The sequence below is a fragment of the Paenarthrobacter sp. NPDC090522 genome (genome assembly GCF_044769225.1).
In the GTDB taxonomy this organism is placed as follows: Bacteria; Actinomycetota; Actinomycetes; order Actinomycetales; family Micrococcaceae; genus Arthrobacter.
This window is the reverse complement of the sequence record NZ_JBIVXL010000002.1, coordinates 50760-68437: the sequence shown is the minus strand read 5'-3', so window position 1 is coordinate 68437 and position 17678 is coordinate 50760. Positions and strand designations below refer to the sequence as shown.

16 protein-coding genes and 2 tRNA genes are annotated in these 17678 nt (G+C 65.3%); 15 read left to right on the top strand and 3 right to left on the bottom strand.

The genetic code is table 11. The features are described from left to right. Positions 1–132: 132 nt before the first annotated feature. The 8 genes from ACIQT2_RS02415 to ACIQT2_RS02380 all read left to right on the top strand — a co-directional run bounded on the left by ACIQT2_RS02415 (position 133) and on the right by ACIQT2_RS02380 (position 8041). On the top strand, positions 133–945 hold the full coding sequence (locus ACIQT2_RS02415) for an MBL fold metallo-hydrolase (protein WP_402943243.1): 813 nt from the start codon (positions 133–135) through the stop codon (positions 943–945). Between the two features lie 31 nt (positions 946–976). Next, positions 977–1753, top strand: a complete 777-nt coding sequence (locus tag ACIQT2_RS02410; protein ID WP_400330420.1) for a fumarylacetoacetate hydrolase family protein — start codon at positions 977–979, stop codon at positions 1751–1753. A gap of 112 nt (positions 1754–1865) precedes the next feature. Beyond that, a complete protein-coding gene (gene gltX, locus ACIQT2_RS02405) occupies positions 1866–3386 on the top strand; it encodes a glutamate--tRNA ligase (RefSeq protein WP_402943240.1) in 1521 nt (506 codons plus the stop codon). A 13-nt stretch (positions 3387–3399) separates the two neighbouring features. Next, entirely contained in the window at positions 3400–4128 is a 729-nt protein-coding gene (locus ACIQT2_RS02400; protein WP_402943238.1) for an HAD family hydrolase, read from the top strand. Between the two features lie 137 nt (positions 4129–4265). Further along, positions 4266–4337, top strand: a tRNA-Gln gene (locus ACIQT2_RS02395). A gap of 130 nt (positions 4338–4467) precedes the next feature. Further along, a tRNA-Glu gene (locus tag ACIQT2_RS02390) sits at positions 4468–4540 on the top strand. A 169-nt stretch (positions 4541–4709) separates the two neighbouring features. Beyond that, positions 4710–6425, top strand: coding sequence for a dynamin family protein (locus tag ACIQT2_RS02385; protein WP_402943760.1), 1716 nt, complete (start codon positions 4710–4712; stop codon positions 6423–6425). Further along, positions 6422–8041, top strand: a complete 1620-nt coding sequence (locus ACIQT2_RS02380; RefSeq protein WP_402943235.1) for a GTPase — start codon at positions 6422–6424, stop codon at positions 8039–8041. Before ACIQT2_RS02385 ends, ACIQT2_RS02380 begins: the two co-directional genes overlap by 4 nt. A 23-nt stretch (positions 8042–8064) precedes the next feature. Here ACIQT2_RS02380 and ACIQT2_RS02375 read toward each other — a convergent pair whose 3' ends face one another. Next, the gene (locus ACIQT2_RS02375; RefSeq protein WP_402943232.1) at positions 8065–8601 is read right to left on the bottom strand and encodes a DUF1697 domain-containing protein; all 537 of its coding nucleotides are present in this window, start codon (positions 8599–8601) and stop codon (positions 8065–8067) included. Between the two features lie 19 nt (positions 8602–8620). After that, positions 8621–9340, bottom strand: a complete 720-nt coding sequence (locus ACIQT2_RS02370) for an IclR family transcriptional regulator (protein WP_243541036.1) — start codon at positions 9338–9340, stop codon at positions 8621–8623. A 110-nt stretch (positions 9341–9450) separates the two neighbouring features. Between ACIQT2_RS02370 and leuC the strand changes: the two genes are divergently transcribed. The 6 genes from leuC (at position 9451) to ACIQT2_RS02340 (ending at position 16042) form a co-directional block, all read left to right on the top strand. Next, a complete protein-coding gene (gene leuC, locus ACIQT2_RS02365) occupies positions 9451–10902 on the top strand; it encodes a 3-isopropylmalate dehydratase large subunit (protein ID WP_400330431.1) in 1452 nt (483 codons plus the stop codon). Positions 10903–10912: 10 nt separating this feature from the next. Continuing rightward, entirely contained in the window at positions 10913–11512 is a 600-nt protein-coding gene (gene leuD / locus ACIQT2_RS02360) for a 3-isopropylmalate dehydratase small subunit (protein WP_402943229.1), read from the top strand. Positions 11513–11730: 218 nt separating this feature from the next. Continuing rightward, positions 11731–13056: a UDP-N-acetylglucosamine 1-carboxyvinyltransferase gene (gene murA, locus ACIQT2_RS02355; protein WP_387436059.1), complete on the top strand. Its 1326-nt coding sequence runs from the start codon at positions 11731–11733 to the stop codon at positions 13054–13056. 12 nt (positions 13057–13068) lie between these two features. Beyond that, positions 13069–13854, top strand: a complete 786-nt coding sequence (locus ACIQT2_RS02350; protein WP_402943226.1) for a lysophospholipid acyltransferase family protein — start codon at positions 13069–13071, stop codon at positions 13852–13854. Continuing rightward, positions 13851–14903, top strand: coding sequence for an NAD(P)H-dependent glycerol-3-phosphate dehydrogenase (locus ACIQT2_RS02345; protein ID WP_402943223.1), 1053 nt, complete (start codon positions 13851–13853; stop codon positions 14901–14903). Before ACIQT2_RS02350 ends, ACIQT2_RS02345 begins: the two co-directional genes overlap by 4 nt. Continuing rightward, positions 14903–16042, top strand: coding sequence for a D-alanine--D-alanine ligase family protein (locus ACIQT2_RS02340; RefSeq protein ID WP_402943220.1), 1140 nt, complete (start codon positions 14903–14905; stop codon positions 16040–16042). The genes ACIQT2_RS02345 and ACIQT2_RS02340 overlap by 1 nt, the downstream gene beginning before the upstream one ends. Before the next feature lie 43 nt (positions 16043–16085). Here the strand turns inward: ACIQT2_RS02340 and ACIQT2_RS02335 are convergent, their stop codons facing one another. After that, positions 16086–16580: a DUF3515 family protein gene (locus ACIQT2_RS02335; RefSeq protein WP_400330447.1), complete on the bottom strand. Its 495-nt coding sequence runs from the start codon at positions 16578–16580 to the stop codon at positions 16086–16088. Positions 16581–16648: 68 nt separating this feature from the next. On the opposite strand from ACIQT2_RS02335, the gene thiL reads away from it, so the two are divergent. Next, entirely contained in the window at positions 16649–17662 is a 1014-nt protein-coding gene (thiL, locus tag ACIQT2_RS02330) for a thiamine-phosphate kinase (RefSeq protein ID WP_402943758.1), read from the top strand. The last annotated feature ends 16 nt before the right edge of the window (positions 17663–17678 follow it).

Sequence of the window (17678 nt, the reverse complement as noted above, 5' to 3'; positions counted from 1 at the left end):
TGTGAGAGAGCGTCGGGCGGAAGGGGGTATTTGGTGAGAGAGCGTCGGGCGGAAGGGGGTATTTGGTGAGAGAGCGTCGGGCGGAAGGGGGTATTTGGTGAGAGAGCGTCGGAGGGGTGCCAAGATAGGACAGTGACTTCCGAAGACGCACTGCACACCGGGCCCTCTGCCCAACCCCGACCGTACTTCCAGCCAAGCAGCGAGCTGACCCGGTTCCGGCTGGCCCCGAACCCCGGCCCGATGAGCCTCGACGGCACCAACTCCTACGTCATCGGCGCCCCGGGATCCGGCCATGTGGCTGTCGTCGACCCGGGGCCGGAGGATGGGCCGCACCTGGCCGCGCTGGCTTCGGCGGGTCATGTGGACGTGGTCCTGATTACGCACCGCCACGCAGACCATACCGAGGCGTCGGCGCGTTTCCACGAGCTGACGGGATCCCCCGTGCGGGCAGCCATGGTGGAGCACTGCCACGGAGGGGAGCCGCTCACGGATGGCGAGGTGATCCATGCCGGCGGGGTGGAGATCCGCGTCCTTGCCACACCCGGCCACACCTCCGATTCGGTATGCTTCCATCTCCCTGCCGATGGCCCCACCGGATCGGTCCTCACCGGCGACACCATCCTGGGCCGCGGAACCACCGTCCTGGACTATCCGGATGGGCGGCTGGGCGATTACCTGGCAAGCCTGGACCGGCTTGAAGCGCTCGGCCCGGCAACGCTCCTTCCCGCGCATGGCCCGGTGTTGCCGGCGCTCGATGAAAAGTGCCGCGAGTACCGTGACCACCGCGAGCAGCGCCTTGACCAGATCCGCGCCGCCCTGGCCCACGTTGGCCAACAAGCGACCATCGCCCAAGTCACCGACGTGGTTTACGCCGACGTCGATCCTTCTGTCCGCTGGGCGGCTGAAACGTCGGTGGCCGCGCAGTTGGATTACCTCCGCGGCTGAAAGCGCCTCGCCGGACTGTAGGCTTGAGCCCATGCGTATCGCCCGGTTTGTAGTTGATTCTGATCCCCTTTACGGCGTCGTGGACGGCGAGCCCGGCAGTGAGGAAATCACTGTCATCAACGGCGACCCGTTCTTCAATGGCGTCGAGCCAACCCACACCAAGCACAAACTTGAGGATGTGAGGCTCCTGGCCCCGATCATCCCGCGCAGCAAGGTCATCGGGGTCGGCAGGAACTTCGCCGAGCACGCCGCGGAACTGGGCAACGAGGTGCCGCAGTACCCGCTGCTGTTCCTCAAGCCCAACACTGCGGTGATCGGCCCCAACGATCCGATCGTCCTGCCGGAGTTCTCCGAGGAGATTTCCTTCGAAGCCGAGCTGTGTGTCGTGATCGGCCGCATCTGCAAGGACGTCCCGGAAGAGCGGGCCGACGACGTGATCTTTGGCTACACCTGCGGCAACGACCTCACCGCCCGCGACGTCCAGAAGACTGACCTTCAGTGGGCACGCGCCAAGGGCTTCGACACGTCGGCTCCGCTTGGCCCCTGGATCGAAACCGAACTCGATCCCGACGACGTTGACATTCAGGCACGCCTCAACGGCGAACTGCGCCAGGATGGCAACACCACGCAGATGATCCGGGGCGTTCGCGAACTCGTCTCGATCGTTTCCCACGCCTTCACGCTGCTTCCCGGCGACGTCATCATGACCGGCACGCCGGCGGGCGTTGGCCTGGTTTCCGAGGGGGACCGCATCGAGGTGGAGATCGAAGGGTTGGGCCGCCTCTCCAACCCCGTTGTCCGCCGCTGACCAAGCCGGTCTTCCGAACGGCCCGACGACGGCGGCACTCGCCTGAGTGCCGCCGTCCGGCGCTTCCGGAGGGAAAAACAGGCGGACGCCAAGCGGTAAAGTTGGAAGCACTATGACTACTGCTTCTGCGTCGAACGCTGCCTCCAGCGCCATCCCTGCCGTCAACGCCGAGACTCCGGTCCGCGTCCGTTTCTGCCCTTCGCCCACGGGTACGCCGCACGTCGGCCTGATCCGCACCGCCCTTTTCAACTGGGCCTATGCCCGCCACACCGGCGGCAAGCTGATCTTCCGCATCGAAGACACGGACGCCGCCCGCGACAGCGAGGAGAGCTACCACCAGTTGCTGGACGCCTTGAAGTGGCTGGGCATCAACTGGGACGAAGGCGTTGAGGTAGGCGGACCGCATGAGCCCTACCGCCAGTCACAGCGCGGTGATATCTACCAGGACGTCATCGCCAAGCTGAAGGCGGGCGGACACGTCTATGAGTCGTACTCCACGCCGGATGAAATCGAAGCCCGGCACAAGGCTGCAGGCCGCGACCCGAAGCTCGGCTACGACGGCTTCGACCGCCACCTGACCGAGGAGCAGCTCGCCCAGTTCAAGGCGGAGGGCCGTGAGGCAGTCCTGCGCCTGCGCATGCCGGATGAGGACATCACCTTCACGGACCTGGTCCGCGGGGACATCACGTTCAAGGCAGGCTCGGTTCCCGACTTCGCCGTGGTGCGCGCCAACGGTGCTCCGCTCTACACCCTGGTGAACCCCGTGGATGACGCCCTCATGGGCATCACGCACGTGCTCCGCGGCGAGGACCTGCTGAGCTCGACGCCCCGCCAGATCGCCCTGTACCGGGCCCTGTACGCCATCGGCGTGGCCGAGTACATGCCACAGTTCGGGCACCTGCCGTACGTCATGGGCCAGGGGAACAAGAAGCTGTCCAAGCGTGACCCCGAGTCCAGCCTGTTCCTGCACCGCGAGCGGGGCTTCATCCCCGAGGGGCTCCTGAACTACCTGTCGCTGCTGGGCTGGTCGCTCAGTGCGGACGAGGACATCTTCACGGTTGAGCAGCTTGTGGCCAACTTCGACATCCATGATGTCCTGGGCAACCCGGCGCGCTTCGACCTCAAGAAGGCAGAAGCCATCAACGGCACCCACGTCCGCATGCTTGCGCCCGGGGTGTTCGAAGAGCGCCTGGTTCCCTACCTTCGTGCAGCCGGTTTCGTGGGTGAGATCCTGACACCGCGCCAGGAAGAGATCCTCCGGGAAGCTGCTCCGCTGGTCCAGGAACGGATCGCCTTGCTCGGCGAAGCACCTGAAATGCTGGCCTTCCTGTTCAAGGCCGATGACGCGATCGACGTCGCCGATGACGCGCGCAAGGGATTGCCGGCAAACCTTGAGGAAGTCCTGGACGCTGCCCTCGCCGCCTTGGAGCCGATCGGGGAGTGGACCGCCGAGAACATCCAGGCCGCGCTCAAGCAGGCACTGGTTGAAGATCTTGGCATCAAGCCCCGTGCGGCCTTCGGCCCTGTCCGTACCGCGATATCCGGTCGCCGCATTTCGCCTCCGCTCTTCGAATCCATGGTCATCCTTGGCAAGGACTCCTCCTTGGCCCGGGTCCGCGCTTTCCGCGGCTAGGGACGGATCCGGCATGGCGATTGCAAGCTCCTTCGGCACCATTCGCGGGGTGCTGTTCGATATCGACGACACCCTGGTCGACCTTGAATACGCCATGACCACGGCGTTGCGTGACGTCAGCGAACATCTCCTGCCCGGCCTGGACCAGGCCGGGTGGGTGAAGTTCGGGCGCATTTTCACCCATGAAACAACGCACTTCTACGACCGCTACCTGGCGGGGGAGCTGACCTTCAACGAGCAGAGGCTGCTCCGGGGACGCGCTGCTTTGGGCCACTTCGGGGTGGAGCTTGCCGAAGGCGAGGAATCCCAGGCGTGGGTTGCCGAATACCACCAGCGGCAGACGGCCTACGTGCGGGCATTCGACGATGTTTCCGGCGTACTGGATGCCCTGGATGCCGCCGGCGTTCCCTACGGTGCCGTAAGCAACAACGTGCACGACTACCAGCGAGCCAAGCTGAACGGTGCCGGCCTGGAGAGGATCAAGGTCCTCGTGGGGACGGACACCGTTGGCGCCGCAAAACCCGATCCCGCCATTTACCTCGAAGGGGTTCGCCTGCTGGGGACACCGCCAGGGGAGACCTTGTACGTCGGCGATAACCGCTTGCTGGACGCTGACGGAGCATGCGATGCGGGCCTGGTGGGAGTATGGCTGAACCGCACCGGGGAAGTCGTGGAGGACTTTGCCGGACGCCAGGTTGATTCCCTGTCCGGTCTGCTGCTCGAGGCGTCTGCACGGACGTAAGACCCTGTGACGCAGGTAACGCTCTTCCGATTTGTGCAGGTCAAAAGTCTCGGGTAGAGTAATTACTCGTGCTGAGGGGCACGGAGGGAAAAACCAAGGGAAAACCGCGGTGATCATCTCCGGTCCGAAAGTCACTTTGGGATATGGTGTAATTGGCAACACTACGGTTTCTGGTACCGTCATTCTAGGTTCGAGTCCTGGTATCCCAGCTCTGGAATTGCAGTAAAAATTTACTGGAATTCATGGAGAATCCGAATTGATTCGTCGATTTGGAAACAAGCTGAAAGTATGAAATACTCATTCAGCTTGATCGCCGGAAACGGTGATAAAAAAGTGCAAGGCCCCATCGTATAGCGGCCTAGTACGCCGCCCTCTCACGGCGGTAACGCGGGTTCGAATCCCGCTGGGGTCACACATGAATCCCCCGGAGCAGCGCTCCGGGGGATTTCTTTTTTCCACAATGGGCCCGTGCTTCCAACGTATCCCCGGCACAGGGCTGGCATGATGAAGCAGTGACCGCAGACCAGGATTCCCCACAGCCGCGGACCGGCCCTCATTCCGGAAATTCGTTTGACGGTGCGGTGCATGCCCTCGAAACCGCACGGGCCGATCTTTCCGGTACCGCCCTGCCCTTGGCGCTTCCCGAGGCCGAGGAGGGGCGCAGATGGATGGCCGAGGTCCTGGCCCAATTGGATGACTACATCATTCCCCGTTACCGCAGCCTGGACGCTCCACTGCTGGCAGTGGTTGGCGGGTCGACCGGTGCCGGCAAGTCGACCCTTGTGAACGCCTTGGTTGGTTATCCAGTGACGCGCGCGGGGGCGATCAGGCCCACCACGCGTCAGCCGATCCTCCTGCACAACCCCCGGGACGCTGAGTGGTTCGAAGGCACCCGCATTCTGCCCACGCTGGCCCGGATCCGCGGGAGCGTTGCCGTGGTTCCGCTCCCCGCCAACCAGGCCGGGCCCACACCGGACGCCGGCGCCCTGACCTCGCTGGTCCTCGTGGCACACCAGGATGTTCCGCAGGGGATAGCCATCCTGGACGCCCCGGACGTCGATTCGGTTTCTGATGACAACCGCCGGCTGGCCGGCCAATTGCTGGCCGCAGCAGACCTTTGGATTTTTGTCACCACTGCCAACCGCTATGCCGACGCCGTTCCCTGGCGGCTGCTTCTGAATGCAGCTTCGCGGGACATCACCGTGGCTGTGGTTCTGGACCGCGTGCCGCCAGCGGCGGAGGAAGAAGTCAGGACCGATCTGCAGGCAATGCTGGACCGACAAGGACTCGGCGAAGCACAGCTGTTTGTTGTGCCGGAGAGTACCCTGGACGGCTTGGGCATGCTGCCCGGCGAATCGGTGGAACCCTTGTTGCGGTGGCTGGGGGCCCTGGCTGCCGACGCGGCAGGCCGTGCCGACGTCGCCCGCCGGACACTCAACGGGGCCGTCAAAGCGGTGAGCGCCCGGCTGGAGGGGATTGCCGCCGCGGCGACCGCCCAGGGGGCCGCTGCGCAAGACCTCCGCACCGCGGCCAACGATGAGTATGCCGCGGCGCTCAGGAGGATCCTGGATGCCACCAAGGACGGGGCGTTGCTGCGGGGCGAGGTGTTGGCACGCTGGCAGGATTTTGTGGGAACGGGCGAATTCTTCAGGACGCTGGAGCAGAATATCGGCCGGCTGCGGGACCGTGTGGGCGCCTATTTCCGCGGCGAACCTGCCCCGGCCGTCAAGGTGGAGACTGCGATCGAGTCAGGACTGCAGGCGGTGATCCTGGACGAGGCAGCCAATGCCGCGGAGAACGTGGACAGAAGGTGGCGTTCCGAGCCGGCCGGGCGGCAGCTGCTGGGCGGGGACGATCTTTCCGGCACGTCGCCCGGGTTTGATGCCGTGGCCGCCGCGGCAATACGCCAATGGCAGGAAGGCCTCATGGAGCTGATCCGCACCCAGGGCCAGGGCAAACGCACGCAGGCGCGGTGGTTGTCGTTTGGCGTGAATGGACTGGGGGCAGCGCTCATGGTGGTGGTCTTTTCCATGACGGCGGGGTTGAGTGGCCTTGAGATCGGCATAGCGGGCGGCACGGCGGTGGTGGGCCAACGCGTGCTCGAGGCTGTCTTCGGCGAAGATGCCGTGCGCCGCTTGGCCCGGCAAGCCCGCGAGGACCTGCAAGCGCACTGCCGACGGTTGCTCGATGGCGAAGAGAAGCGGTTCCTGGACCGGCTGCCGTCGGAAGGCCAGGGGGATGGCAGCAAGCTCCTCGGCCATGCCGGGGAGTTGCGCCGGCTGGCGGGCGTGGCATGAGCCGTCACTCCCAGGTCCGCTCGGCATCCAGGCTCCAGGAGCGGTTGGATTCCCTCAATACTGCCCGGGAATTAGCGGCTGGAGTCCTGGCCGATGCCCGGCTGGAGGCGGTTTACGACGTCCTGGACCGTGCTGCCTCGCGGCGCTCCCTGTCGGCCGGGCATACCGTGGTTGGGTTCTTCGGTGCGACCGGCAGCGGGAAGTCCTCACTCTTCAACGCTGTCTCGGGCAGCAACCTCGCCACGGCGGCGGCACGCAGGCCCACTACCTCAGCGCCGCTGGCCGCGGTGTGGGGTGAAGAAGGCAGCGGGCCGCTCCTGGACTGGCTGGACGTGCGTGACCGGCATGCGCTGCCGGAGGTCGCGGACGTCGCCGGAGGGGAGGCCGGCCTGATACTGCTCGACTTGCCGGACATCGACTCCACCACCGTGGAGAACCGCCAGCTGGTCGAGCGCCTCGCGGGCATGGTGGACGTCCTGGTGTGGGTACTGGATCCCCAGAAGTATGCCGATGCCGCCGTTCACCACGGCTTCCTGCGTCCCATGGCCACCCACGGTGCCGTGACCCTGGTTGTCCTTAACCAGATGGACAAACTCAACGCTGCGGATGGGAACGCCGTGGTGGCGTCCCTGCGGGGAATCCTGGATCAGGATGGCCTGGGCGGCGTACCGGTGTTCGGCACCTCTGCTGTGACGGGCGACGGCGTAGCGGCCGTCCGCGGAGCCATCAGGAACGTCGTGGTCCAGCGGGAGGCTGCCACCCAGCGGCTCTCGGCTGACGTGGCCAAGGCGGCCTCCGGCCTCGCGGAGGCTTCCGGCGACGGGGAAGCCCACGGTGTCTCATCACAAGCGAAAGCGCACTTGCTTGCAGAGCTGGCCACAGCGGCGAATGTTCCCCTGGTGGTGGACGCCGTCGAGCGGTCCTTCAAGCGGCAATCGGCACGCAGGACCGGCTGGCCCGTGACGCGGTGGCTTCTCCGGTTCCGTCCCGATCCACTGCGACGGCTGAACCTGGGCAGGGACGACGCCAAACCCGAACTCAACAGGACCTCGCTTCCACCCGCCGGGGCGCCGGGGCGGGCCCGAACGGACGCGGCCGTCAGGGCGTTCGTGGATGACGCTTCGGCGGGCGCTTCCGGACCGTGGCGGGCGGCCATTCGTGGCGTCGCCCGGGACGGGCGGGAGCAGCTGCCGGATGCCTTGGACCAGGCCATTGCGGGTACGGACCTCAAGGCGTCCAGGCGCCCCCTTTGGTGGGCACTCTTCAACGCTTTCCAGTGGCTTGCCCTGCTGTTGGCCGTCGGTGGCCTTGCCTGGCTGGGCGTCGTGGCGGCCCTGGGCTATTTCCAGTTGCCCATCCCCGAGGTCCCCAGGACGGAAGGCTGGCCCTGGCCCACGCTCATGGTCGCTGGAGGAGTGTTGTTCGGAGTGGTGCTGGCCCTTGGCGGGCGGATGGTGGGCGCCGGAGCTGCCCGGGTCCGCGCCAAGGGAGCTTCCCGGCGGCTGCGGGCCGCGGTGGGGCTCGTGGCAGAAGAGCACATCGTTGACCCTGTGGAGGTGGAGATTACCCGCCTGAAAGCCTTCAATGCTGCACTGAAGGCAGCGCGGGGCGGTTGACGCCGAGGATCCGTTCCGGGGCGTCAGAGTGACGTTGCGGCGTCCTTGACTTTGATCAACGTGCGAAGGTTGCGGGTGGTGGTTCCTGCCTTGTAGCGGGCCTTGGCCGTGAGTTTGCTGAACGGACTGTCCAGCGTTCCACCGGCAGGTGCCAGCCAAGCCAAGGCTTCAGGGCCCAGCCTGGTCAGCTCCACACTGTCCAAGGCGTGGCCCGCCTCCACGAGTTCATCCAGCATTGCCGCGTCGGAAGCCAGAGTGACATAGCTATGGGTGGATTTGTCGTCAGCGGGATACGGGCAGGCGGCTACCAGTTCGCCCACGCGGCCTGCCGTGAGCACCACCACCCAAGCGTCATAGCCGAACGAGTCCCGCAGGCACTTTTCGAAGCCGGACTTCACTTTCGCCGGCGTCAGTCCGCTCTGCAGTACAACGTTGCCGCTGGCCAGCAGTGTCTTCACCTGGGAAAAGGGTTGGTCCTTCAGGGCTGACTTGAGGTCCGCCATCTTGATGTTGATGCCACCCACGTTGATGCCGCGCAGGAACACAGCGTAATTCTCCATGGGACCACCCTTCCGTCGGTCAGTCGTTGCTTTTGCGCAGGGCTTCGGTGAGGACCCGGGCCGCATTGCACACCACTTCGGCGTGAAGCCGGCCCGGCTGTCGGGTGAGGCGCTCGATAGGTCCCGAGATGGACACGGCGGCAATGACGCGGCCGGACGGCCCGCGGACCGGAGCCGAAACCGAGGCGACCCCGGGCTCGCGTTCGCCGAGGCTCTGACCCCAGCCCCGGCGTCGTACTCCAGCAAGGACGGTGGGCGTAAACCGCGCGTTCTGCAGTCCTTCAAGGAGACGGTCGTGGTCTTCCCACGCCAGCAGCACTTGGGCGGCGGAGCCGGCCTTCATGGACAATTGCGTTCCCACCGGGATGGTGTCCCGAAGACCGATGGGGCGTTCGGCCGAGGCGACGCACACGCGCCAATCGCCTTGCCTGCGGAAGATCTGGGCGCTTTCGCCGGTGGCATCGCGCAGTTGGATCAGCACGGGACCGGCGGAGGCGATGAGCCGGTCTTCGCCCGCGGCCGAGGCGAGTTCCACAAGGCGGCTGCCGAGGACGAACCGTCCTTGAATATCGCGGCTCACCAAACGGTGGTGGACCAGGGCCAGCGCGAGCCGATGGACCGTGGGCCTGGCCAGGCCCGTGGCGGCCACGAGTTGTGCAAGCGTGGTGGGCCCTGCCTCGAGCGCGTCCAGTACCTGGGCCGCTTTATCAATGACACCGACTCCACTAGAATTGTCCATGTAATGATATTGCCGTCTCAATATCTGAGATGCAAGTTGTTTCACTGGTCTATTTGGCAGCCGTGCTGATTCAGTGGATGCAGAACAACCAACAGTGAAGGGAGCAGGCCGTGGGAAAGACACTGGCCGAGAAAGTCTGGGACGCGCACGTTGTGCGCAAGGGTGAAGGCGAAGGAGCCAATGCCCAGCCCGATCTTCTTTTCATCGACCTGCACCTGGTCCACGAGGTGACGTCCCCGCAGGCCTTCGAGGGCCTGCGCCTGGCCGGCCGCAAGCTGCGCCGCGTGGACCTCACCATCGCCACCGAGGACCACAACACCCCCACGCTGGATATCGACAAGCCGATCGCGGACCTCACCAGCCGGACGCAGATCGAGACGCTGCGCGCCAACTGCAAGGAGTTCGGTGTCCGCCTGCACTCCCTGGGCGACAAGGAACAGGGCATCGTGCACGTCGTCGGCCCACAGCTCGGCCTGACGCAGCCCGGCATGACAGTGGTCTGCGGCGACTCGCACACCTCCACGCACGGCGCTTTCGGTGCGTTGGCCATGGGTATCGGCACCTCCGAGGTGGAGCACGTCATGGCCACCCAGACGCTGTCCCTGAAGCCGTTCAAGACCATGGCCATCAACGTCGAGGGCACCCTGCGCCCCGGTGTCACGGCCAAGGACATCATCCTCGCCGTCATTGCCAAGATCGGTACCGGCGGTGGCCAGGGCTACGTCCTGGAATACCGTGGTTCCGCCATCCGCGCACTGTCCATGGATGCCCGCATGACCATCTGCAACATGTCCATCGAGGCCGGTGCACGCGCCGGCATGGTGGCTCCGGACCAGACCACCTACGACTACATGCAGGGCCGTCCCCACGCGCCGGAAGGCGCCGACTGGGATGCCGCCGTCGAATACTGGAACACGCTCCACACCGATGAGGACGCCACGTTCGACGTCGAGGTGGACCTGGACGCCAACACGCTGGAACCGTTCGTGACCTGGGGAACCAACCCGGGCCAGGGCGTGTCCCTCTCCGCCAAGGTTCCCTCTCCCGAGGACTTCGGCGACGAGAACGCCAAACTCGCCGCAGAGCGCGCGCTGACGTACATGGGGCTCGAAGCGGGAACTCCCATGAAGGACATCCGCGTGGACACGGTATTCCTGGGCTCCTGCACCAATTCGCGCATCGAGGACCTGAGCGCGGCTGCGGACATCATCCGCGGTCGTGAGAAGGACCCGAACGTGCGCATGCTGGTGGTTCCCGGTTCCGCCCGTGTCCGCCTGGAAGCCGAAGCCATGGGCCTGGATAAAGTGTTCAAGGACTTCGGTGCCGAGTGGCGCTTCGCCGGTTGCTCCATGTGCTTGGGCATGAACCCGGACCAGCTGGAGCCGGGGGAGCGGTGCGCATCAACGTCCAACCGCAACTTCGAAGGCCGGCAGGGCAAGGGCGGCCGAACCCACTTGGTCTCTCCCGTAGTGGCTGCAGCCACAGCTGTCCGCGGCACCTTGAGCTCGCCGTCGGACCTTGAACCGGCCTCTGCAGGCACATTGACCGGAACCGCAGTCTAGGAGGATTCCCATGGAAGCATTCACTACCCACGCCGGCATCGGCGTCCCGCTGCGCCAGAGCAACGTGGACACGGACCAGATCATCCCTGCTGTGTACCTCAAGCGCATCACCCGTACCGGGTTTGAGGACGCCCTGTTTGCGGCATGGCGCAAGGATGAGTCCTTCATCCTGAACCAGGAGCCCTTCGCGTCCGGCTCCGTGTTGGTGGCCGGGCCGGACTTCGGTACGGGATCCTCTCGCGAACACGCTGTGTGGGCGCTCAAGGATTACGGTTTCAAGGCCGTCCTGTCCTCCCGCTTCGCCGATATCTTCCGCGGCAACTCCGGGAAGCAGGGCCTCCTGGCCGCCCAGGTGGCCCAGGATGACATCGAACTCATCTGGAAGGTCCTGGAGAACAGCCCGGGCGCCGAAGTGAAGGTGGACCTGGTATCCAAGACGGTGGAATGCGGCAATGTCGTGGCACCGTTCGAGATTGACGACTACACCCGCTGGCGCCTCCTGGAAGGCCTCGACGACATCGGCCTGACCCTGCAGCACGAAGAAGACATCACGGCGTACGAGGCCACCCGGCCATCCTTCAAGCCGACGACGCTTCCCTCGAAAAGCTAGAGCCTGCGCGGCTAGCGCCAGGGGTGGGTTTACACCCCGAAAGAAGACCGGACAGCCCTTTCCGAAGGGCTTGCCGGTCTTTTTTCATGGGTCCACGCAAGGCCGGGGATATCCCCGCCGCGCAGCCGTTGCATTTCGGTTCGGTAACGCGAGCTTCTATGCTTAGCTGGAGCCTTTGAAAGTATGGGGGGCGAGTAGTCGTGAGGAAACCGGTATAGATGAGTAGTGTTCTGACAATCCGCGGTGGGGTCCCTTTGACTGGACGAGTGACCGTGCGCGGGGCCAAGAACCTTGTACCCAAGGCCATGGTTGCGGCGCTGCTGGGCAGCGAGCCGTCCGTGCTGCGGAACGTGCCGGAGATCAAGGACGTGGAGGTTGTCACCAGCCTCCTGCAGCTCCACGGCGTTACCGTGGCCAAGGACGCCGCGACGGGCGACCTGACGCTGGACCCCAAGGACGCCAAGACGGCATCCAGCACGGCCATCGATGCGCACGCCGGGGATTCCCGGATCCCGATCCTGCTGTGCGGGCCGCTGATCCACGCGATCGGTGAGGCGTTCATTCCGGACCTTGGCGGCTGCAAGATCGGCGACCGCCCCATCGATTACCACCTGAACGTGTTGCGCCAGTTCGGCGCAGTCGTGGAAAAGCGCCCTGGTGGCATCCACATCTCCGCCCCGCATGGCCTCCATGGCGCCAAGATCTCGCTGCCGTATCCTTCGGTTGGTGCCACGGAACAGGTGCTCCTCAGCGCCACCCGCGCGGAGGGCATCACCGAACTCTCCGGTGCGGCTACCGAACCGGAGGTCATCGACCTCATTGCCGTGCTGCAGAAGATGGGCGCCATCATCAGCGTCCAGACGGACCGCACCATCCGCATTGAGGGCGTCAAGGACCTTCGCGGCTACAACCACCGCGCCCTCGCGGACCGCAACGAATCGGCGTCGTGGGCTTCAGCCGCGCTGGTCACCCGTGGCGACATCTTCGTCGAAGGCGCCTCGCAGCGGGACATGATGACGTTCCTGAACACCTACCGCAAGGTGGGCGGCGGAATGGACATCGGCGACGACGGCATCCGCTTCTACCACCCCGGCGGAAAGCTCACGCCCTTGGTGCTGGAAACGGACGTCCACCCCGGCTTCATGACCGACTGGCAGCAGCCGCTCGTGGTGGCGCTGACGCAGGCCGAAGGCGTGTCCATCGTGCATGAGACCGTCTACGAGAACCGCTTTGGCTTCACCGACGCCCTGGCGCGCATGGGTGCCAACATCCAGGTGCACCGCGAGTGCTTGGGCAGCGTTCCGTGCCGTTTCGGCCAGCGCAACTTCCTCCATTCGGCCGTCATTTCCGGTCCCACGCCGCTGCGAGGAACCGAGATCGACATCCCTGACCTCCGCGGCGGCTTCAGCCACCTCATTGCTGCGTTGGCAGCCACGGGAACTTCCCGGGTCACGGGCATTGACATCATCAACCGCGGCTACGAGCGCTTCACCGAAAAGCTCGCCGGCCTGGGCGCCGATTTCGATATCACCACCACCAAGTAGCAGGGGACCCCTTTGAAGGAATCGGCCAAGAGCCGTGCCACGTTCGTGTTGCTGGCAAGCATCGCGCGTCCATTGATGAATATCCTGATGGCCAAGAAGTGGGAGGGCACGGAAAAACTTCCCGCGGGTGGCTTCATCGCAGCCCCGAACCACTGCACCGAGATCGACCCCATCGTGATCGGCCACATGCTCTACAACCAGAAACGTCCTCCGCACTTCCTGGCGAAGTCGGGGCTGTTCAAGGCGCCCGTGGTGGGTGCCCTCTTGAAGGCCACCCGGCAGATCCCCGTGGAGCGCTCGACGGCGGGTGCCAACCGCTCGCTGCAGGTGGCCAAAGAGGTGGTGGACGCCGGTGGCGCCATCATCATTTATCCGGAGGGCACGCTGACCAGGGATCCGGATCTGTGGCCCATGAAGGGCCACACCGGGGCGGCCCGCCTGGCCCTGCAAACAGGCGCTCCGGTGGTACCCATGGCCCACTGGGGTGCCCATGAAGTCTTTCCCCGGTACGCCAAGCGCTTCCACATCTTCCCTCGAAAAACGGTACGGGTCCTGATCGGGGAACCCGTTGACTTGAGTGCGTTCGCGGACCGGCCCATGGACCGGACCACCCTGACCGAGGCAACCGACGTCATCATGGATGCGGTGACGGAACTCCTGGCGACGCTGCGCGGTGAAGAGCCGCCGGCCCAGCGCTGGGATCCGGCTGTCCACCAACAGAGCAAGCACGGACGGTTTGTTGAACGCGGAACCGAGTCCGGCAAGGACAGGCCCGCTGAATCCGAGGGCGGCAAATGACCCTTCCTGAACCTGCCATCCCCGCTCCGGACAAGGTAGCTGTCCTGGGCGCAGGCTCATGGGGCACCACGTTTGCCAAGGTCCTCGCGGACGCGGCGGCCGCCGCAGGCGCCACCCGCACCGTCCAGGTGTGGGGCCGCCGCGCGGAAGTCGTCGCGGACATCAATGCATCGCACCGCAACGGACAGTACCTGAAGGACATCGGGCTACCGCACAGCGTTACGGCGTCCACCGACGTGGCAGAAGTCCTGCAGGGCGCGGGCCTGGTGGTCCTGGCAGTCCCGGCGCAGTCGCTCCGGCCCCAGTTGGGGGAGTGGAAGAAGCTGCTGGAACCCAACGCCGTTGTGGTGTCCCTCATGAAGGGACTGGAGCTTGGCAGCGATGCCCGCATGAGCGAGGTAATCGCCCAGGAGCTGGGGATCCCCGCTTCCCGCGTGGCCGTCGTGTCCGGACCCAACCTGGCCATGGAAATCGCCAGGGAACAGCCGACGGCTTCCGTGGTTGCCTGCAGCGACGCCGAAACGGCCGCAGCCATCGCGCTGTGCTGCACTGCTCCCTACTTCCGCCCGTACACCAGCACCGATGTTGTTGGTGTGGAGATCGGCGGCATCGTCAAGAACGTGATCGCCTTGGCGGTGGGCATTTGCGAGGGCAAGCAGATGGGGGACAACACCAAGGCCTCCGTTATCACGCGTGGCCTGGCGGAGACCTCCCGGCTGGCCCTGGCGCTCGGCGGCGAGGCACATACCATGGCCGGCCTTGCCGGGCTCGGCGACCTCGTGGCCACCTGCTCGTCAGCCTTGTCCAGGAACCACACCGCAGGGCGGCTCCTGGGCGAAGGATTGAGCCTCGAGCAGGTTTCGGAGCGCATGACCCAAACAGCCGAGGGCATCAAGTCGGGCCCCGCCGTGCACGAACTGGCCGGCAAATTGAATGTTGAGATGCCCATCACCGCAGCCGTTGTTGCGGTCCTTGAAGGCAAGATGTCCGTTGATGACCTGGGCCCGCGACTGCTGGCCCGGGCACTGAAGTCCGAAGGCGACTACTGATGGCCACTGAAGTAACCACTCCCGCAGCAGGCCGGCGACCCCGCGTTGCCATCCTTTTTGGCGGACGGTCCAGCGAGCACGCGGTCAGCTGCGTCACGGCTGCCGGCGTCATGGGGGCCATCGACACCACCAAGTACGAGGTTGTGCCGATCGGCATCGCCAAGTCCGGGCAATGGGTCCTCGCTTCCGGGGACACCAGCCAGTGGTCCCTGAGCTCGGCAGCACTGCCGGAGGTGGCAGCCTCGGACAAGACCGTCACCTTGGCCGAGATCGGCGGAGCGCACCAGCTTGTGGTGACCGAGCCCAACGCGGTCCCCCAGGAGCTTGGTTCCGTGGACGTTGTCTTTCCCCTGCTCCATGGACCGTGGGGCGAAGACGGGACCGTCCAGGGGCTCCTGGAACTTTCGGACACTCGTTACGTCGGCGCCGGAGTCCTGGCATCGGCCGTGGGCATGGACAAGCATTTCATGAAGGTGGTCTTCGAGGCCGCCGGCCTGACGGTTGGCCCCTACGTCGCCGTGACGGACCGTGAATGGCTCACCGATGCCGAGGCCGTACGCAAGCGCGTGGACAAACTAGGCTATCCGGTCTTCGTCAAGCCCGCCCGCGCGGGATCGTCCATGGGCATTTCCAAGGTCGATTCCCTGGAAGGGCTGGACGCAGCCATCGAAGAGGCCCGCCGCCATGACCTGAAGCTGGTCATCGAAGCGGGCATTGTGGGCCGCGAAATCGAATGTGCCGTGCTGCAGGGCCGCGGCACGGATGCTCCCAGGACCTCCATGCCCGGCGAGATCGCCGTGGCCGCGGGAGAACACCAGTTCTATGACTTCGCCGCGAAGTACGTCGATGATGGCGCAGCAGCCCTGAGCTGCCCGGCCGACATGCCTGAGGAAGCCATTGCACGGGTCCGGGAGCTGGCCGCCGTCGCCTTCGAAGCCGTAGGAGCCGAAGGACTCAGCCGGGTGGACTTCTTCTACACGCCTTCGGGCGGGTTGATCATCAACGAAATCAACACCATGCCCGGGTTTACGCCCAAGAGCATGTACCCGCAGATGTGGGCCGCCTCAGGCCTCGCCTACGGTGACCTGATCGACGAACTGATCCAGTTGGCGCTGACCCGCAAGACCGGACTCCGCTGATCCACACCAAGCTCTGCTGATACAAGGGAACCTGCCGGCCGCCCTACTTGGTGGACGGCAGGTCCTGCAGGTCTTCCTGGCCCACGCACTGTCGGGTGGCCTTGATTTTGCCTGCTGCGTTCGCAAGGTCTGCCAGGACCGTGGCCGAACTGATCTTGTCCGGATCCATGAGGATTTCGGTGGCTGGCTCCCGGCCGTACGTGGTCAGGGTGTAGTACGGATCGCCTTCCTTGATGACCCAATCAATGTCGTTGACACTGACGCAACGGTCGGTAGTGGGGCCCGGGACGTTCACCCCGCACCTCAGGATGACCTGCGAAGGATCCCCCCACGCCGCCGTTGCCTGGCTGTTGGTCTTGCGCAACGCCGCGTCGCCGATCTTGTCCGGAAGGGCCACCATCAGGGGCGCGCACGCGGGATTGGCGGCGTCGGCGGCCGGCGAGACATCCACGGCGGGGGAACAGGCAGACAAGGCAAGAGCGGCGATTCCGGACACGGCAAGTGCCGCCGATGTCCGGCGAAGGGTCTTTCGGTGCATCAGTCCAGCCTATCCCGCATTATTCTGTCGGTTGCCCGCGATAGCGTAGGAGCGTGCCCGCAGAACAGTTGCCAGCTGAACCATTGACAGTCGCCCACGTGAGCGAGTCCCAGCTCCTTTCCCGGATTTTTCCGCGCTTGAACACCAGCGCCAGCATCCTCCTGGGGCCGGGGGACGACGCCGCCATGGTGGCGGCTCCGGATGGCCGCACCCTCATCTCCATCGATACTCAGACCCAGGACCAGGATTTCCGCCTTGCCTGGAACAGCGGTTACCGGACAACAGGTTTCGACGTCGGCTGGAAGGCCGCCGCGCAGAACTTGAGCGACATCAACGCGATGGGCGGCCAAGCGACGTCCTTGGTGGTCAGCCTCACCATGCCACCAGCCACGCCGGTGACCTGGGTGGAGGATTTCGCCGACGGTCTCACCGCCGCCATCGTTGCCCTCGGAGCACCGGATTGTTCGGTATCCGGTGGCGACCTCGGCCGTGGCCGGGAGATCGCGGTGACAGTCGCCGTCGTGGGTTCACTGGGTGGCCTGGAGCCCGTGCTGCGTTCGGGCGCCCGCGCCGGGGATGTCGTGGCGGTGGCCGGGACGCTGGGGCGCGCGGCTGCCGGTCTGGCACTGCTGGAGAGCCACGTTCCCGTCACCGAGTGGACCGCGGAGCAGCGGTCCCTGGCGGACAGCCAGTGCAGGCCGACCCCGCCCCTGGCTGCCGGACCGCTGGCTGCCCGTGCCGGTGCCTCGGCCATGATGGACATTTCGGATGGGTTAATGCGCGACGCCGGCCGGCTCGCCGCTGCGAGTAACGCCGTCTTCGACTTTGATCCCGTGGCGTTGAAGGGCTATGCCGCTGCCTTGGAACCCGTCGCTGCGTTGCTTGACCAGGATCCCATGCCGTGGGTGGTGGGTGGAGGAGAAGACCATGGTTTGCTGGCCACCTTCCCAGCAGATATCCAGTTACCTGACGGCTTCACTGCGATAGGCTCAGTTCAGGCGGTTGCCGGGTCACAAGGCGACGGCGTCCGGATTGCCGGGCAGGCTGCTGACACCGTGGGATGGGATCACTTTGCAGACTAAGATCGCAGCGAATGCG